This is a genomic window from Lysinibacillus odysseyi 34hs-1 = NBRC 100172, assembly GCF_001591965.1.
Taxonomy (GTDB): Bacteria; Bacillota; Bacilli; order Bacillales_A; family Planococcaceae; genus Lysinibacillus_B; species Lysinibacillus_B odysseyi.
In genome coordinates this window covers 1-15,497 of record NZ_BCVX01000015.1, presented here as the reverse complement: position 1 = coordinate 15,497, position 15,497 = coordinate 1, and the positions used below count along the sequence as shown (strand labels likewise).

The window sequence follows — 15,497 nt, the reverse complement described above, 5'->3', positions numbered from 1 at the left end:
AGCACTCTTTTTCTGTTGTATAACAAAAATTTCTCCCATAGGAAAAATGCTTCTAAAAATGAAAATATGCCTCGAAATCAGAGCTTTCACAATTTGTTCAATGTAAGCGTTTGAAATATGAACACATTGTGAAATGGCAAGATAAGGGCTTTTCATTCCTGAAAAAAGGGGTAGAATGAGAATTGTGAAAGATGTTATATAACAAGTTGCAAAAGTCAGTGGAAAATAGATTGTTATAGTACAATTTGAACGTAAAAGGAGAAATGAAGTATGTGGGTAATTACAGTATTCAATCATCGAAATGACGTTCGTATTTTCGAGTACACAAGCAAAGGCGAAGCAACACAGGCACTAAAGAAATTTGCAAAAAATGCCGTCCTTTCCTATACAAAATAATCAGGCTTACAAAATAAACAATAAAGCAAAACAAAAAGGAGACATGGATCATGTGGGTAATTACAGTATTCAATAATCAAAACGACGTTCGTATGTTCGAATATACAAATAAAAACGAAGCAACAAAAGCTTTAAAGACATTCAAGAAAAATGCTGTTCTTTCTTTTACAAAATAATCAGCATTACATCACCCGCAGCAACGGAGCTGCGGGTTTTTTGTATAGAAAAGTGGTTTTTCGATTAAAGAGCGCCGATTTTTAGCTATAATAATGAAAATACATCGTTAGATATCCTGTCTGGGAGTGTTTTCGGAAGGTCTATCTTTTACACTAGAAGGAAAGTGTGATACAAACGACGAAAAGCTTGTCTATTTGCCAAGGGATGGCGGGTAATAAGTTACGAGGGAGTGAGCCGGATGAAAAAGCAATTGGATATTTTTATCGCATTCTTTAGATCGGGGTTATTAGGCTTTGGAGGCGGGCCATCCGCAATTCCGCTTGTACATAAGGAAGTTGTCGGTACATATCAGTGGATGACTGATGAGGAATTTGCCGATGTTTTATCGATTGGCAATACACTGCCGGGCCCTATTGCTACAAAAATGGCCGGATATATCGGGTACCGTGTCGGAGGATGGATTGGTATGCTGACGGCTCTTGCAGCAACAGTTCTACCGACAGTTGTACTGCTGATTATTTTCTTAACGTCCTTACGTGAATATAAGCATCTCGACTTTATAGCAGGGATGACAAAGGGCGTTGTTCCAATTGTTGGGGTAATGATGGCAGTGATGACATGGGATTTCTTGAAAAAATCAAAAGCTGCCCTTGGGTGGAAAATAGGTTTGGGCATTCTGACAGCTTCCTTTATAACAATGGTCCTTTTAGGCATCAATGCAGGGATCGTTATTGGTGTTCTGCTGGCGCTGGCACTTTGTTTACCTGTGAAAGGAGATAAGGCGTAATGATGTATGTGGAAATATTTATAGCGTTCTTTATCCCGAGCATTTTAGGGTACGGAGGGGGGCCGGCTTCCATACCATTGATTGAAGATCAGGTTGTCTCTACCTATGATTGGATGACGACAGCGGAATTCAGCGATACGCTTGCTATTGCGAATGCGCTACCCGGACCGATTGCTACAAAATTAGCTGGTTATATTGGTTACGAACAGGGAGGAGTACTGGGAGCGATTATTGCTCTTCTAGCGACGATTGGCCCATCTCTTATTCTCATGTTGCTGCTCCTTAGTATCCTTTACAAAAATCGCAATTCACCACGGGTTAAACGGCTTTCTGGCTTTGTCCTGCCAGCGATTGCTGTTTTAATGGCAGATCTTACATTTGACTTTTTTGCCACTTCTATTGGGGGGATCAGCTGGGTGCCGACGATTGCGATTGCGGTCATTAGCTATTTTGCAATGGAGAGATTCAAAGTTCATCCTGCTATTGTCATCGGAGCGGGGCTTTTATTCGGTGGTCTCTTTTTATAGATACGTAGCATGGTGTCTTCAGGAAATAAATATACAGAGCAGTCATATAAAAAATAATAGAAGGATTTTGTCATATATTATAAAGAAGATTCCGGCCGCTAGTTTTCCCGCTAGTGGCTTTTTAAATATTATTCACTCGAGTCATCTGCTTGTGCGATAATATAGTAGTATTATTTTCATGGGGTGGTATTATATGGGTGTAGAATTAAAAGCGGTGATGGAGGAGGGAAAGACAATTCTTCCTGCCTGTACATTAGAGGGGCAAATAATCGGGGTTTATACAGATATACAGAAGATGCAGCTTATTATGCAGCAATTGAAGCAGCAAGGGTATGTTCATCATGTAATGGATGGACAGTATAGAAGGCTGAAAGTAGAGGAAGCTTTCCGATTTTATATGAAGATGGCCGGCTGCCCGCAATCATTGGAGGAGATGTTAGAGCTTTTGGGACTGAAGAAGTTACGAAAAAAGAAAGTAACGGACCTATCACTCAGTCAGCAGCAGCGTATTGCGTTTTTACGTCCTTACTTATACGGTGGAACATTTCTCACCATTGAGGAGCCATTCCATCGCATGGATACGGATACACGAATGATTATCGCGGGATTGATCCAGCAGTTGGCAGAACGGGGAAGTATTGTTTTGTTACTTTCGAATAACTTGGAAGACCTTCTCATTTCAACAAACGATATTTTTCGAATTGACTCATCGGGCTTCCATAAGATGGATTTTAATGAAGAACAGCCGACTATTACTGAAGAAGAGCCAGTAATTAAAATTGAAAAAATCCAAACAAAGAAAAATGACAAAACGATTCTCTTTAATCCACCTGAAATTGACTATATTGAAAGTCTGGATGGTGAAATTTTAGTGAATGTAGCAGGAGTAAGCTACAACTGTTCTCTTACATTACAGGAGCTTGAAAAACGCTTGCGTGCTTATGGGTTTTACCGCTGTCATCGCTCTTATATAGTGAATCTGCAAAAGGTGCGGGAAATTATTACATGGACTAAAAATAGCTATAGTTTAAAACTCAGTGTAGGAGAAGGGACAGTTGTTCCTTTATCAAGAAATAAATTGTCAGAATTAAAAGAACTTGTTGGAATATCGTAGTATTTCCTGGGGAATAATGGAGTACATTTGTCGATTCAGGGCTACACTTCACCGCTTTTTTGCTACAATTCAGCGGAAAACAGCGGTGGTATTTCTTCGATTCAATTACAGTTAGGGTAATCAAATGAATTGAAGGAGGTTGCTTGTATGACAATAGCGGCAATCGAAGTAAGAAATGTAAAAAAAGCTTTCGGCACATTCACAGCGTTAGAAGATGTTTCATTTACCATTAATAAGGGAGAAATTTTCGGCTTCCTCGGTCCAAGCGGGTCAGGCAAAACAACAATGATTAAAATCCTGACAGCACAATTGGAGGAAACAGCGGGAGAAGCACGCGTATTAGGTTTACCTTCTATTGAAATGAAAAAAAGCGAAAACAAAGCCCGCTTCGGAATCCTTACTGATAATAGCGGCTTGTATAAAAGACTAACAGTAGAGGAAAATTTATTACTATTCAATAATATGTACGATCTACCAAAATCGGCAATCGATGAGGCGCTTGAATTTGTTAACTTAACAGATGCACGCAAGAAAAAGGTAAGTGAACTATCTAAAGGGATGATTCAACGTGTAACTCTAGCAAGAGCTATTATGCATAAACCGGATTTATTGTTTCTGGATGAGCCGACTTCTGCTTTGGATCCGGTCAATACGCGCCACATTTATAACGGACTCCGTAGATTGAATGATCAGGGAACGACGATCTTTTTAACGACGCATGATATGACAGAGGCCGAAACACTGTGTAACCGGGTTGCCTTTTTACATAAAGGAAAGGTAAGGGCAATAGGAGAGCCGGCACAGCTAAAGCATCAGTATAGCGATCATTCTATGACAGTAGAACTGATGACGGGTGAAGAGCATATTTTGCAGCTCGATGATCGTACTTCCGCGATGAAATTATCAGAATGGATGAGTGAGAAGTCCATCCTGCGCATTCAAACGAATGAACCAACATTAGGCGATATTTTTATGCAAGTAACGGGGAGTGATTTACAATGAACATTTCAATAAAACGAATCCAAGCTATTTTTACGAAAGATTATAAAGAATTTTCGCGGAATTATGCGGTTTCCATTATGGTCTTCATGCCATTTGTCTTAGCACTTTTCTATAATAAAATGGGGATACACACGATAGATAGCTATTTCATGACAATTAACCTGACGCTTGCGATGGTGACAGCGTTTGTCCAAAGCTGTTTGATTGCTGAGGAAAAAGAGAGCAATACACTGCGCAGCTTAATGATGTCGCCTGCTAGTATTGCGGATATTTTGATCGGAAAAAGTTCATTAGTTTTCGCTATTTCTGCCATCGTTTTAGCAGTAACGATCTATTTATTAGGCTATAAGCCGGGCAATGTTTTAGTTCTTGCATTGGCACTGGCCGTATCCATCTTGTTTTACATCGCTCTTGGCACAATCTGTGGTTTATTTACAAAAACGGTGATGGAAGCGTCGGTGGCAGCATTACCGGTAATGGGAATTTTCTCATTCGGCCCTATGGTACTTGGACTTTCTGAAAAATATCCGATTGCAGGGATTGCCGAATGGTTACCAAGTTCTCAGCTTATCTTGCTGGCAGAGGGATTAGAGGCCGCTATGCCTGCCAAAGAGATTGTTGTTTCCTTTGCTGTTATGATTGGTTGGACAATTGCGGCCATCATTGCAGCAAGCGTGCTGTATAAAAAACGCATGACAGACGATTAATAAGAGAAGCCTGTAACGTATGTGGAGTCATTCATATGCTGCAGGCTTTTTTATTGTATAAAAATGCGTGGAGATACAAAGATTTTATAAATTGAGAGGTGAATAAGGATGACAGATCACCATCTCTGGCGCTTAAAGCAGGAGCATTCTTGAAGTAATTCAACCGATAGTCATACAATAAGAAACATAAATGATTCTATTAACTGGAGGATGAAATTGATTATTTTATATTAATTAAAACAACCAACTAGGAGGAATTTCGTGTACAGTAATAAATAGATATCTGAAAGGAAGGGATTCTCTTATGGGCTATTTATCGATGATTTTCTTCCAAATCGTAGCGCCTATTCTCATTTTGCTATTTGTAGGCGCCATTTTGCAAAGGAAGTTCCAATTTAATTTAAAAGCGTTATCACATTTGATTACCTATTGTTTTATGCCTGCAGCAGTGTTTATTAATATTTATGAAACAGAAATTGAATTATCGATTGTTGGGCAGCTGACAATGTTTATTATTCTCTTTATCGGCAGTCAAATGGTGTTAAGTCATTACTTAGCAAAGTTATTAAAGCTGGATCGCAGTGAATCTGCGGTCTTTAAAAATAGTGTAGTTCTTATTAACTCGGGGAATTATGGCATCCCGGTCGCGCAAATGATCTTTGCGGCACAACCTATTGGGGTAGCGATTCAAGTCATTCTTGTTATTTTTCAAAATATGACCACGTATACATACGGGCTTTATAACCTTATTTCTGCGACGAAATCCGGTAAGGATATTCTACGCGATTTTCTAAAAATGCCGATTATCCATGCCCTGTGGCTCGGGGCGTTGCTGAATTACGTAAATATACCAATTCCGCAAACTCTCAGGATTCCGATTGATTATGTAGCAGGTGGATTTGTAGCGGTAGCCCTCATTACCCTCGGAGCCCAGCTTTCACAAATTCAAATGAAGACGATGTTTACAAAAGCGATTTTTGTCAGTTGTTTTACACGCCTTATTGTAGGACCTGCAGTTGCATTGCTTGTCATTTGGCTGCTTGGCATTGATGGAGTTGTAGCCCAGTCATTATTTATCGCAAGCTCATTTCCGACTTCACGAAATAGTTCGAGCCTTGCCTTGGAGTATGACATTGAATCAGCTACAGCCGCCCAAACTGTCTTGTTTTCTACAATCATTAGCTGCCTGACGGTTACCGTTATTATTTATATGTCCACGCTCTTATTCGTATAATCTTGATCCGGCTAATAATGGTACGTAGCCGGATTTTTATTTTTTAAAACTGCTTTAAGGGTCATTACCTTCTCTTTGTCTATTTTTGCTGCCTGGCTAATAATGATCGGGTCTACTCCTTCAGCCAATAAGGTAAGAATGAATGCATCCTTTGCTTCGAGCAGGGAAGTTGTTGATTTCCAGAGAACCTCTTCTGTTTTTTAGATCCCATCTTTGTTTTATTTACCCGTTGCTGATTCCCCTATTATTTGTGGTCTGATTCGTTCATCCATATGAACATCTTCTATACTTTTTTTCTTATTGTAATAAGGCAAAAAAGTATATAAAAAGCCGCCATGCCTAAGCATGACGGCTTTATAGGATATCAATTGAAACAGATTTTTGGGCACCTTTGTAAGCGATCCTGAAAATAGAAACCGGCGCCTAAAGTTTAGAACAGTTTATTGCGGTACCTGTGCCTGATAAGTGCACAGACACTATTTTTTTATTAAACGTTAGCTAGTGGTGCCTTCACATATGGATTGGAAAGATCCATACCATCTAACGTTAAGCCTAAAGCTTTTGCAACACCTTCACCGTAAGCTGGATCAGCTAGGTAGCAGTGCAGGATGTGGCGGCGTTGGATGAATTCTTCAACACCTTGTAAGTTTGCAGCTGTGTTGTCGAACAGCTGTTGCTTTTGATCGTCGCTCATTAAGTTGAACAATTTACCTGGTTGCTCGAAGTAGTTGTTGTCATCTTCACGGAAGTCGTAGATGTCAGCGGCGCCATCTAAAGCTAATGCAGGCTCCTTGTACTGAGGCTGCGCTTGAAGTGCCCCGTAGCTGTTTGGATAGTAAGATAATGCAGCACCGTTGTTTCCATCAACACGGCCTTGACCATCGCGGTGGTAAACCATGAATGGGCAGCGTGGTGTGTTTACCGGAATTTGGTGGTGGTTAACACCTAAACGGTAACGAGTTGCATCTTGATAAGCAAATAAACGTGCCTGTAACATACGGTCTGGGGAGAAGCCGATACCAGGTACTACATTTGATGGAGCGAATGCTGCCTGCTCAACATCAGCGAAATAGTTCTCAGGATTGCGGTTCAATTCGAATTCTCCAACTGGGATAAGTGGATATTCCGATTTATACCAAACTTTTGTTAAATCGAATGGGTTGTCTTTGCTGTTGCGAGCTTGTTCTTCTGTCATTACCTGAATGTACATTTTCCATTTAGGGAAGTCGCCTTTTTCGATAGAATCGAATAGGTCGCGTTGAGAAGACTCGCGGTCTTGACCGATCACTGCAGCTGCTTCCGCATCAGTCAAGTTTTTAATGCCTTGTTGTGTACGGAAGTGGAATTTTACGTAAACACGCTCTCCAGCTTCATTGATCATTGAGTATGTGTGAGAACCAAAACCGTGCATGTTGCGGTAGCCTGTTGGAAGACCGCGGTCAGACATGACGATTGTTACTTGGTGTAATGCTTCGGGTAATGATGTCCAGAAGTCCCAGTTAGAGTTTGCATTGTGCATGTTTGTTTTTGGGTCACGCTTAACAACGTGGTTCAAGTCTGGGAAATGTAATGGGTCACGGAAGAAGAATACAGGTGTGTTGTTACCTACTAAGTCCCAGTTTCCTTCCTCAGTATAGAATTTCAAAGCAAAACCGCGGATATCACGTTCTGCATCAGCAGCACCACGCTCACCAGCTACTGTAGAGAAGCGCGCAAACATTTCTGTTTTTTTGCCTACTTCAGAGAAGATTTTTGCTTTTGTATATTTTGTAATATCGTGGGTTACTGTAAAAGTACCAAATGCGCCAGAACCTTTTGCGTGCATACGGCGCTCAGGAATAACTTCACGGTTGAAGTTCGCTAATTTTTCAATTAGGAACACATCTTGTAATAAGATAGGACCGCGGCGGCCAGCTGTCAAAACATCATCATTGCTGACAACCGGTGTACCAGTAGCAGTCGTTAATGGACGGTTATTAAGATTTGTCATGTAATTATACCCCCTGAATTCATTTTGAAAAACCCTTCGTCAATTAATATATCAAAACTAAATCATAATTTCTACTAAATTATAATAATTATTATTAAGAAACTTTTATTGTTGAAAAATGTTCGAGTAGAAAGGACAGAGAAAAAGTATTAGAAGTATAATAATAGCTTTGTTTTCCGATGATATAAACAGCTAAACAACAGGGGGTACCCGTGTGAAAATATACTTCTTAAATAGTTTTCACTATAGCTGTGTTGAAAATGAGGTATGCTAATTGAAAATAAAGGTTGTCGAAACAGCGAGTTGTACAGGCTGAAAAGCATGTATTTGACGAATGATGGAGAAATGAACGATCCTTCTCCTTTTTCTTGTACACTGGAAAATAGATAGCAGTAGAGGGGATAGTAGAGCGTGCAACTTACATTAACATTTTTCATACTGGTCATAACGGTAGGTCTGTTTATGACAAATCGGCTGCGGGGTGACCTTGTTGCCCTCATCGGCCTTTTAGCCTTTGTTGTCATAGGGATTTTAACCCCGGCTGAAGCGCTTGCTGGTTTTTCGAATTCAGTGGTAATTATGATTGCAGGACTGTTTGTTGTCGGGGCCGGTATCTTGCGGACAGGCTTGGCTGGAATGGCGGGAAATCTCTTGCTGAAATGGTCGGGAGATAGTGAACGTAAGCTGTTTATTTTACTGTTGGTAATTGTCGCGATAGTTGGAGCTTTTATGAGCAATACCGGAACAGTCGCATTAATGCTTCCAATTGTTGTAAGTATTGCTGTAAGCATGAATGTTAGTCCTTCCAAGTTCCTGATGCCTCTTTCTTACATTGCGAGTATGTCAGGGCTAATGACGCTGATTGCCTCTCCACCAAACTTAATTGTCAGCCAACTATTAGAGGAAAACGGATACGAAAAACTTGGCTTCTTTACAATTACTCCTATTGGAATCATCGCTACTATTACTGTAATTATTTATTTAGTTGTCGTGCGGAATATCCTGCTGCCAACAGAACAAAATCATACACAGTCAGATGCAGGGTATAAGCTGTCCCCAAAGAAAATTGCAAGGGAATATGCACTTGAGGACAAAATGTTTCGCGTGGCGGTATCCGCAGGCTCGCCATTAATCGGCCGAGCACTTGCTGATTTGAAGCTGCCAGCAAAGTATCATATTTATGTAATGAAAATACAGCGCCGTGCTTCAGAGAGCCTCAGTCTGTTAGCGATGACCTACCAGGAAATGGCCGGTCCAACAAGCACAATTCAGGAAAATGATGAGCTTTATATACAGGGCCTGGCCTCGGATGTCGAGAACTTTGTGCTGGATAATGGACTTATTTTAGAGATGATGACAGATAAAGATTTGAAGGAGCTTATTTCTAAAAAGATAGGAGTAGCCGAGGTGCTGCTGACTCCTTCATCCCGATTAATTGGTGAATCGGTAGGGAAAATTGGCTTTCGGGAAAAATACAATGTGAACATATTGGGTATTAATCGAAAAGGAACATATTTACTGCAGGATATGGCCCAGCAAAGACTTCGTTTTGGAGATGCCATTCTTGTTCAGGGAGCCTGGGAGGAGATAGACGTGCTTTCACGTGAAACCCAGGATGTCGTTGTTATTGGACAGCCCCATGAACAGGCCGGATTGGCCGCTGCCAGTGGCAAGGCATGGATTGCCGGACTTATCATGGTGCTCATTGTAGGGTTGATGGTTTTTGATGTGTTTGATCCTGTTATTTCTGTATTGATTGGGGCGGTGCTTATGATTATAACAGGCTGCCTGCGTAATATGGATGACGCCTATAGAAAGATGAATTTCGAGAGTATCGTTCTTGTAGCAGCAATGCTCCCGATGGCTACAGCGCTGGAGAAAACAGGCGGAATGACCCTCCTTTCCCATGCAATCATTGATGTGCTTGGCGGCTTCGGTTCATACGGGGTGTTGATGGGTGTATATGTGTTGACAGTGATATTTGGGCAGTTTGTCAGCAATACAGCCACGGCTGTTCTCTTTGCGCCGATTGCTATGACGGCAGCGATAGCCATGAATGCGAATCCGTATACCTTTATGATGGCAGTAGCGGCAGCATCAGGCATGGCGTTTGCTACACCGATTGCTTCTCCTACAAATTCACTTGTGATGACAGCGGGGGACTACCGATTTATCGATTTTGTTAAAGTGGGTATACCACTGCAGGTCATTATGTTCGTGGTCATGATGATTATTGTACCGCTTTTATTTCCTTTTTAATGGTAGCGGCCAAAAGCCCTGCTGACAAAAAATCAGCAGAGCTTTTTCAATGTGTATTAAAAATGTAAGGGATGTTTTTCCACATGGAACATTAGTGGATGTTTCTTTTCTTGAAGTTACCGCCGCGCACTTCCGATACATCTGATATGACAACGAATGCTCCCGGATCATGCTCCCGGATAATATCGAGCATTTTCGTTTCCTCCATGCGGTTGATAACACAATTAATCATTTCTGTTTCCTCATTTGAGAAGCCGCCACGCCCTGTTGTATATGTAATACTTCGTCCAAGACGTGCTTGAATGGCATCCCCAATGTCTTTGGAATTTTTACTGATAATTTGGACGGATTTTGATTTCTCAAGACCGACTTGTACGATATCGATTACCGTTTTGGCGATATAGTAAGTCAGTGCGGAATAAAGAGCGCTTTCTAAACTATAAACAAATGCAGCGATAGCAAAGATGAACACATTAATCAGCAAAATAATATCCCCAACAGAAAATGGTACCTTACGTGAGACAAGTACAGCTAATACCTCAGAGCCATCGAGTGCTCCTCCATTACGAAGCACGATACCGATACCAACCCCAAGTAAAATACCACCAGAAGCAACAACTAAAAGATGATCTTTTTCCGATAAAATCGGGGAGATGTCATGCATTAATACTGTACCTAATGAGAGGGCGGCGATACCAACTACACTCATGATCGCGAAAGTTTTTCCGATTTGTTTATAACCGAGGTAAACGAAGGGGATGTTTAAGATGAATAGAAACAGACCTAGTGGTAATTCCAGTACCTCTGCTCCCATGATACTGACACCGGTTACACCACCGTCAATGACATTGTTTGGAATCAGCACTGCTTCAAGACCATAAGCGGCAATGGCGGCACCGATAATGATCATAATCATTTTTCTCAAGTTTACAGCCAGCTTACTTTTCAATATAGTTTCCTCCTTTTTTAGTTTAGCCAATATTTATTATACATTAATCTAACCTTGTACATAATTTTCACGTAGTAAAAGAGGAAAAGTCTGCAAATTAGCGCGGAGTTTTAATGTATAGCATAGTAATTGGAATTCTATAATTAATTATACGGACATAAAGTAATAAAGTTTCACTTAATGGAAATTGCCGCTTGTCTCTGTATTAAAAAATTTGAACACACCTATTTGAATAGTGTGTTCAAATTGTCACGAATCTGCCTTATTTTTATTGGAAAAATATGCAACCAACAATTAGGCAAAACCGTACATCTATTATGACTTATCACATGCCTCATAAATGTAGGCAATCCATTTGCTATAGGAGTTGCTGCGCAAATTCTTTAGTAGTCCCTGCTCTATTGCAGGAGAGAGTACCGGGTTTACTAAATGGTTGCGTAAAAGCTCAATAGACTCATGGATGAGAGCGTCATCCATTTCCTCTAGCTTTGTATTTAAAAACTCAATTAATTCATCTTTTGACAGCTTAATAGAGGTGATGCCGGTTGCTTGCAGCCATTCCGCAGTAAAGAATGGAATCCTGGCATGTTCAGCAATAACAGAAACCTTTTCCACTAATGAACAGCAAAGTGTATCCATATCAATTTCCGCTCCCTCACGGAAAAATAATTCGCTGTAATTACGGGCGAAGCACTGAATTGTGAATACGATATCCGGCATCATATGTTCGGCAATATGGGTGAATTGTTTTTTGACAATTTGGTGAACGAGCCGGTTTAATATGCCGTTATAGTATTCGATCTTTGCAAAGGCTTCCTCGCTAAAAGTTGTTTGATGTTCCTTCATGAAAATTCTAGCGAAATGTGCATGTTTTTTAAAAGTGGAAAAGGTATGAAAATAATAGTCATACAACAGAAGGCTGTCTGGCCGTTCGGAATTGACCACCTGTTCAATGTCTACGACGATTTCGCTCATGAAATAGTCAATTAACGCGAAAATAAGTTCATCCTTTGACTTAAAGGAAAGGTAAAATGCTCCTTTAGAAATACCGCATTTATCGGTGATTTGCTGAATAGAAGTGGCTTCAATTCCTTGCTTTGCAAACAACTGCAGGGCATTCTCCATTATTAATTGTTTTTTTACCAAGTATAACACTCCTGCTCATTTCATTGACTTTTGACCGATTAGTCATTATTATAGGTAAATGTATGAATGAAGTCAAATTAAGGTAGGTGTAATAGTGAAAGGTTTAGTGAATTTCGTCCTGAAGAATAAATTGGCTGTCTGGCTGCTGACAATTATCATCACAGTATCCGGTATTTATTCCGGGACGCGAATGAAAATGGAATCCATTCCTGATATCTCAATTCCTTACTTGATTGTGATGGGAGTTTACCCAGGCGCGACGCCTGAGCAGGTAATGGATGATGTCTCGATACCGTTTGAAAAGGCAGTCGAGGGGCTTGAGGATGTTAAAGCGGTTTATTCTACCTCCTCACCGAATGTAGCCCAAGTACAAGTAGAGTATGAATATGGCGTAGATATGGATGAGAAAAAGCGCCAATTAGAATCAGCGCTCGATAGCGTAACATTACCTGAAGAAGCGCAAGAGCCGACAGTCATGGCGATCAGCATGAATATGATGCCGGTCATTGCACTATCTGTAAGTAGCTCGGAGGAGGATATCGTTGATCTGACTTCAACGGTAGAAGATATCTTATTGCCAAAAATCGAGAAGATTGATGGTGTCGCTTCAGCAACTATTACAGGTCAGCAAATTGAACAAATTTCATTCACGTATGACAATGAGAAAATGGATGCACTTGGTTTAACGGAAGACACAGTAAAACAAATGGTCCAGGCGAGTGATATGGCAGTTTCACTCGGATTATACGACTTTGCTGTTGGTGAGCAGGCAGTGTCTGTCGATGGCAAAGTGAAATCTGTTGAGGAGCTGCGGGAACTATTAATCCCTGTCACACCATCCGCTGCAAACCCTTCTCCGTTTGTACGTTTAGGAGATATTGCAAAGATTGAATTGGAAGGGAAAGTTCAATCTGTATCACGTACAAATGGTAAAGATGCGATTGCTATCCAGATTGTAAAAGGTCAGGAAGCAAATACAGTAGATGTAGTAGATGCTGTAAAAGACCTGATCAAGGACGAGGAAAAATCAATCGATGGATTGGTCGTTGATGTATCCCTTGACCAAGGTGAACCGATTAAGGAATCTGTCTTTACAATGGTTGAAAAAGCGTTATTCGGTGGTTTGATCGCTGTATTGATCATTCTATTGTTCCTGCGTGATTTCAAATCAACAATCATTTCAATTATTTCTATTCCGGTATCTATCTTTATGGCATTGCTGCTATTAAACTGGATGGATATTACGTTAAATATTATGACATTAGGTGCCATTACGGTCGCAATCGGACGTGTAATCGATGACTCCATTGTAGTAGTGGAAAACATTTACCGTCGTATGCACTTAAAAGAAGAGAAGCTTTCAGGGCGTGCATTAATCCGTGAGGCAACGATTGAAATGTTCAAGCCAATTATGTCTTCTACACTCGTGACAGTGGCAGTATTCGCACCGCTTATTTTCGTAGGTGGTATGGTAGGCGAGCTGTTCATGCCGTTCGCGTTAACGATGACATTTGCGCTAGGCGCTTCGTTACTTGTTGCGATTACAATCGTACCAGCACTTTCGCACTTCTTATTCCGTAAAAAATTATACGGAACAAAATCAGAAAGTCAGCATAAAGAAGTTGGTAAGCTGGCAACTTGGTACCGCGGCTTCTTGGAAAAATGCTTGAACCATAAATGGATTACATCGCTTATAGCAGTTGTCCTATTAGTAGGCTCATTAGCATTAACACCGTTAATCGGTTTCTCCTTCATGGGATCACAAGAAGAAAAAGTAATGTACTTGACGTACACACCTGCAACGGGCGAGCTGATGGAAGATACGGCGAAGAATATCGAAGAAGTAGAGCAAAAGCTGTTGAAGCGTAAAGATATCGATATTGTGCAAGTTTCCATCAATGATCCGGATAATGTTGACCCGGCAGCAATGATGATGGGCGGCGGAGGCGGTGGTGCATTAATGTACCTTATCTTCGACCCGGACATGGATGACTTCCCGAAAGCACGTGAAGAAGTAGAAGAATATGTATTTAATATCGGGCAAACGGGTGAGTGGAAATCACAGAACTTCGCGATGTCAACTTCATCGAATGAAGTAAGCTATACATTATACAGCGAAGATTTAGAGGACCTTGGTACTGCCGTTAAGCAGGTGGAAGGAGCCTTGAAGAAAGTAGATGGCCTAGAGGACGTCACTTCTGATTATGAGGACGCTTATGTAGAGCATGTACTAACAGTAGACCAGCAGAAAGTTCTGCAATACGGCTTGACAACAGGCCAAATTGTCATGGCATTATCTGAAAAGTCTACAAAAGAAGTGTTAACAACAGTACGCCATGACGGCGAAGATTTAGAAGTCATCGTAAAACGCCAAGCAAAAGCAGCTGCAACATCTATTGATGATGTATTGGCAACAAAGATTCAAACAGCTATGGGCACGACGATGACAATTGGTGAGCTTGTCGGTATAGAAGAGGGTGAAGCATTGAACTCCCTTTCTCGTTCGAAAGGCGAATACTATGCTACTGTTTCAGGTACAATCTCAGAAGATGATATTTCAAAAGCAACTTCTGCTGCTGATAAAAAAATCGACAAGCTTGATTTGCCGAAAGGTGTCACAACAGGTGTAGCAGGCGTAGCGGCAGATATGGCTGAAACATTTACGAAGCTTGGCGTAGCGATGCTGGCGGCCATTGCGATTGTATACTTCATCCTTGTTGTAACATTTGGCGAGGGGTTAGCACCGTTTGCTATTCTGTTCTCTCTACCGTTCGCAGTTATTGGTTCTTGGGTTGGATTATGGGCAACAAACCAAACAATTTCTGTATCTGTTATGATGGGGCTGTTGATGCTCATTGGTATTGTCGTGACGAACGCTATCGTATTAGTAGACCGTATCATCCATATGGAACGTGATGGCTTGACGATGCGTGAAGCGATATTAGAGGCCGGGGCAACGCGTCTTCGCCCAATTCTTATGACGGCCATTGCTACAATTGGTGCAATGATACCAATGGCATTGGGTATCGGCGGTGGCGGCGGTCTGATTTCGAAAGACTTAGCTATCACTGTAATTGGTGGTCTATTATCTTCTACATTATTGACACTGGTCATTGTACCAATCGTGTATGAAGTGTTATCAAAATTGTGGAAGAAGAACCGTAAAGAAATAGAAGAAAACTAATTTATACAAGCAGCGGGAAGCATTG

At 40.9% G+C, this 15,497-nt stretch carries 13 protein-coding genes; 10 read left to right on the top strand and 3 right to left on the bottom strand.

Going from position 1 to position 15,497, the window contains the following annotated elements; translation table 11 throughout:
• The first annotated feature begins 270 nt into the window (after positions 1 to 270).
• The 8 genes from BOD01S_RS23885 (at position 271) to BOD01S_RS20180 (ending at position 5,944) form a co-directional block, all read left to right on the top strand.
• Positions 271 to 396: a hypothetical protein gene (locus BOD01S_RS23885; protein ID WP_269845648.1), complete on the top strand. Its 126-nt coding sequence runs from the start codon at positions 271 to 273 to the stop codon at positions 394 to 396.
• A 50-nt stretch (positions 397 to 446) separates the two neighbouring features.
• Positions 447 to 572 (top strand): hypothetical protein, encoded by a 126-nt coding sequence (locus BOD01S_RS23880; RefSeq protein WP_269845649.1) that lies wholly within the window; start codon positions 447 to 449, stop codon positions 570 to 572.
• A 239-nt stretch (positions 573 to 811) separates the two neighbouring features.
• Positions 812 to 1,360, top strand: coding sequence for a chromate transporter (locus BOD01S_RS20205; protein WP_036151594.1), 549 nt, complete (start codon positions 812 to 814; stop codon positions 1,358 to 1,360).
• On the top strand, positions 1,360 to 1,887 hold the full coding sequence (locus BOD01S_RS20200) for a chromate transporter (RefSeq protein ID WP_036151596.1): 528 nt from the start codon (positions 1,360 to 1,362) through the stop codon (positions 1,885 to 1,887). The genes BOD01S_RS20205 and BOD01S_RS20200 overlap by 1 nt, the downstream gene beginning before the upstream one ends.
• A 193-nt stretch (positions 1,888 to 2,080) precedes the next feature.
• The gene (locus BOD01S_RS20195) at positions 2,081 to 3,001 is read left to right on the top strand and encodes a LytTR family transcriptional regulator DNA-binding domain-containing protein (protein ID WP_036151597.1); all 921 of its coding nucleotides are present in this window, start codon (positions 2,081 to 2,083) and stop codon (positions 2,999 to 3,001) included.
• Positions 3,002 to 3,148: 147 nt separating this feature from the next.
• Complete coding sequence (locus tag BOD01S_RS20190; RefSeq protein WP_036151600.1) at positions 3,149 to 4,003, top strand: ABC transporter ATP-binding protein; 855 nt, start codon at positions 3,149 to 3,151, stop codon at positions 4,001 to 4,003.
• Positions 4,000 to 4,710 (top strand): ABC transporter permease subunit, encoded by a 711-nt coding sequence (locus BOD01S_RS20185; protein ID WP_036151601.1) that lies wholly within the window; start codon positions 4,000 to 4,002, stop codon positions 4,708 to 4,710. The genes BOD01S_RS20190 and BOD01S_RS20185 overlap by 4 nt, the downstream gene beginning before the upstream one ends.
• Positions 4,711 to 5,014: 304 nt before the next feature.
• Positions 5,015 to 5,944 carry an AEC family transporter gene (locus tag BOD01S_RS20180; RefSeq protein ID WP_036151604.1) on the top strand — a complete coding sequence of 310 codons (930 nt, stop codon included), beginning with the start codon at positions 5,015 to 5,017 and terminating at the stop codon, positions 5,942 to 5,944.
• 487 nt (positions 5,945 to 6,431) lie between these two features.
• Here BOD01S_RS20180 and BOD01S_RS20175 read toward each other — a convergent pair whose 3' ends face one another.
• A complete protein-coding gene (locus tag BOD01S_RS20175; RefSeq protein WP_036151606.1) occupies positions 6,432 to 7,934 on the bottom strand; it encodes a catalase in 1,503 nt (500 codons plus the stop codon).
• Positions 7,935 to 8,345: 411 nt separating this feature from the next.
• On the opposite strand from BOD01S_RS20175, the gene BOD01S_RS20170 reads away from it, so the two are divergent.
• Entirely contained in the window at positions 8,346 to 10,193 is a 1,848-nt protein-coding gene (locus tag BOD01S_RS20170) for an SLC13 family permease (RefSeq protein ID WP_036151609.1), read from the top strand.
• A 91-nt stretch (positions 10,194 to 10,284) separates the two neighbouring features.
• On the opposite strand, the gene BOD01S_RS20165 is transcribed toward BOD01S_RS20170, so the two are convergent.
• A complete protein-coding gene (locus BOD01S_RS20165) occupies positions 10,285 to 11,103 on the bottom strand; it encodes a YitT family protein (protein ID WP_081977881.1) in 819 nt (272 codons plus the stop codon).
• Between the two features lie 354 nt (positions 11,104 to 11,457).
• A complete protein-coding gene (locus BOD01S_RS20160; protein WP_036151614.1) occupies positions 11,458 to 12,288 on the bottom strand; it encodes a TetR/AcrR family transcriptional regulator in 831 nt (276 codons plus the stop codon).
• Between the two features lie 94 nt (positions 12,289 to 12,382).
• Between BOD01S_RS20160 and BOD01S_RS20155 the strand changes: the two genes are divergently transcribed.
• The gene (locus BOD01S_RS20155; RefSeq protein WP_036151616.1) at positions 12,383 to 15,472 is read left to right on the top strand and encodes an efflux RND transporter permease subunit; all 3,090 of its coding nucleotides are present in this window, start codon (positions 12,383 to 12,385) and stop codon (positions 15,470 to 15,472) included.
• The last annotated feature ends 25 nt before the right edge of the window (positions 15,473 to 15,497 follow it).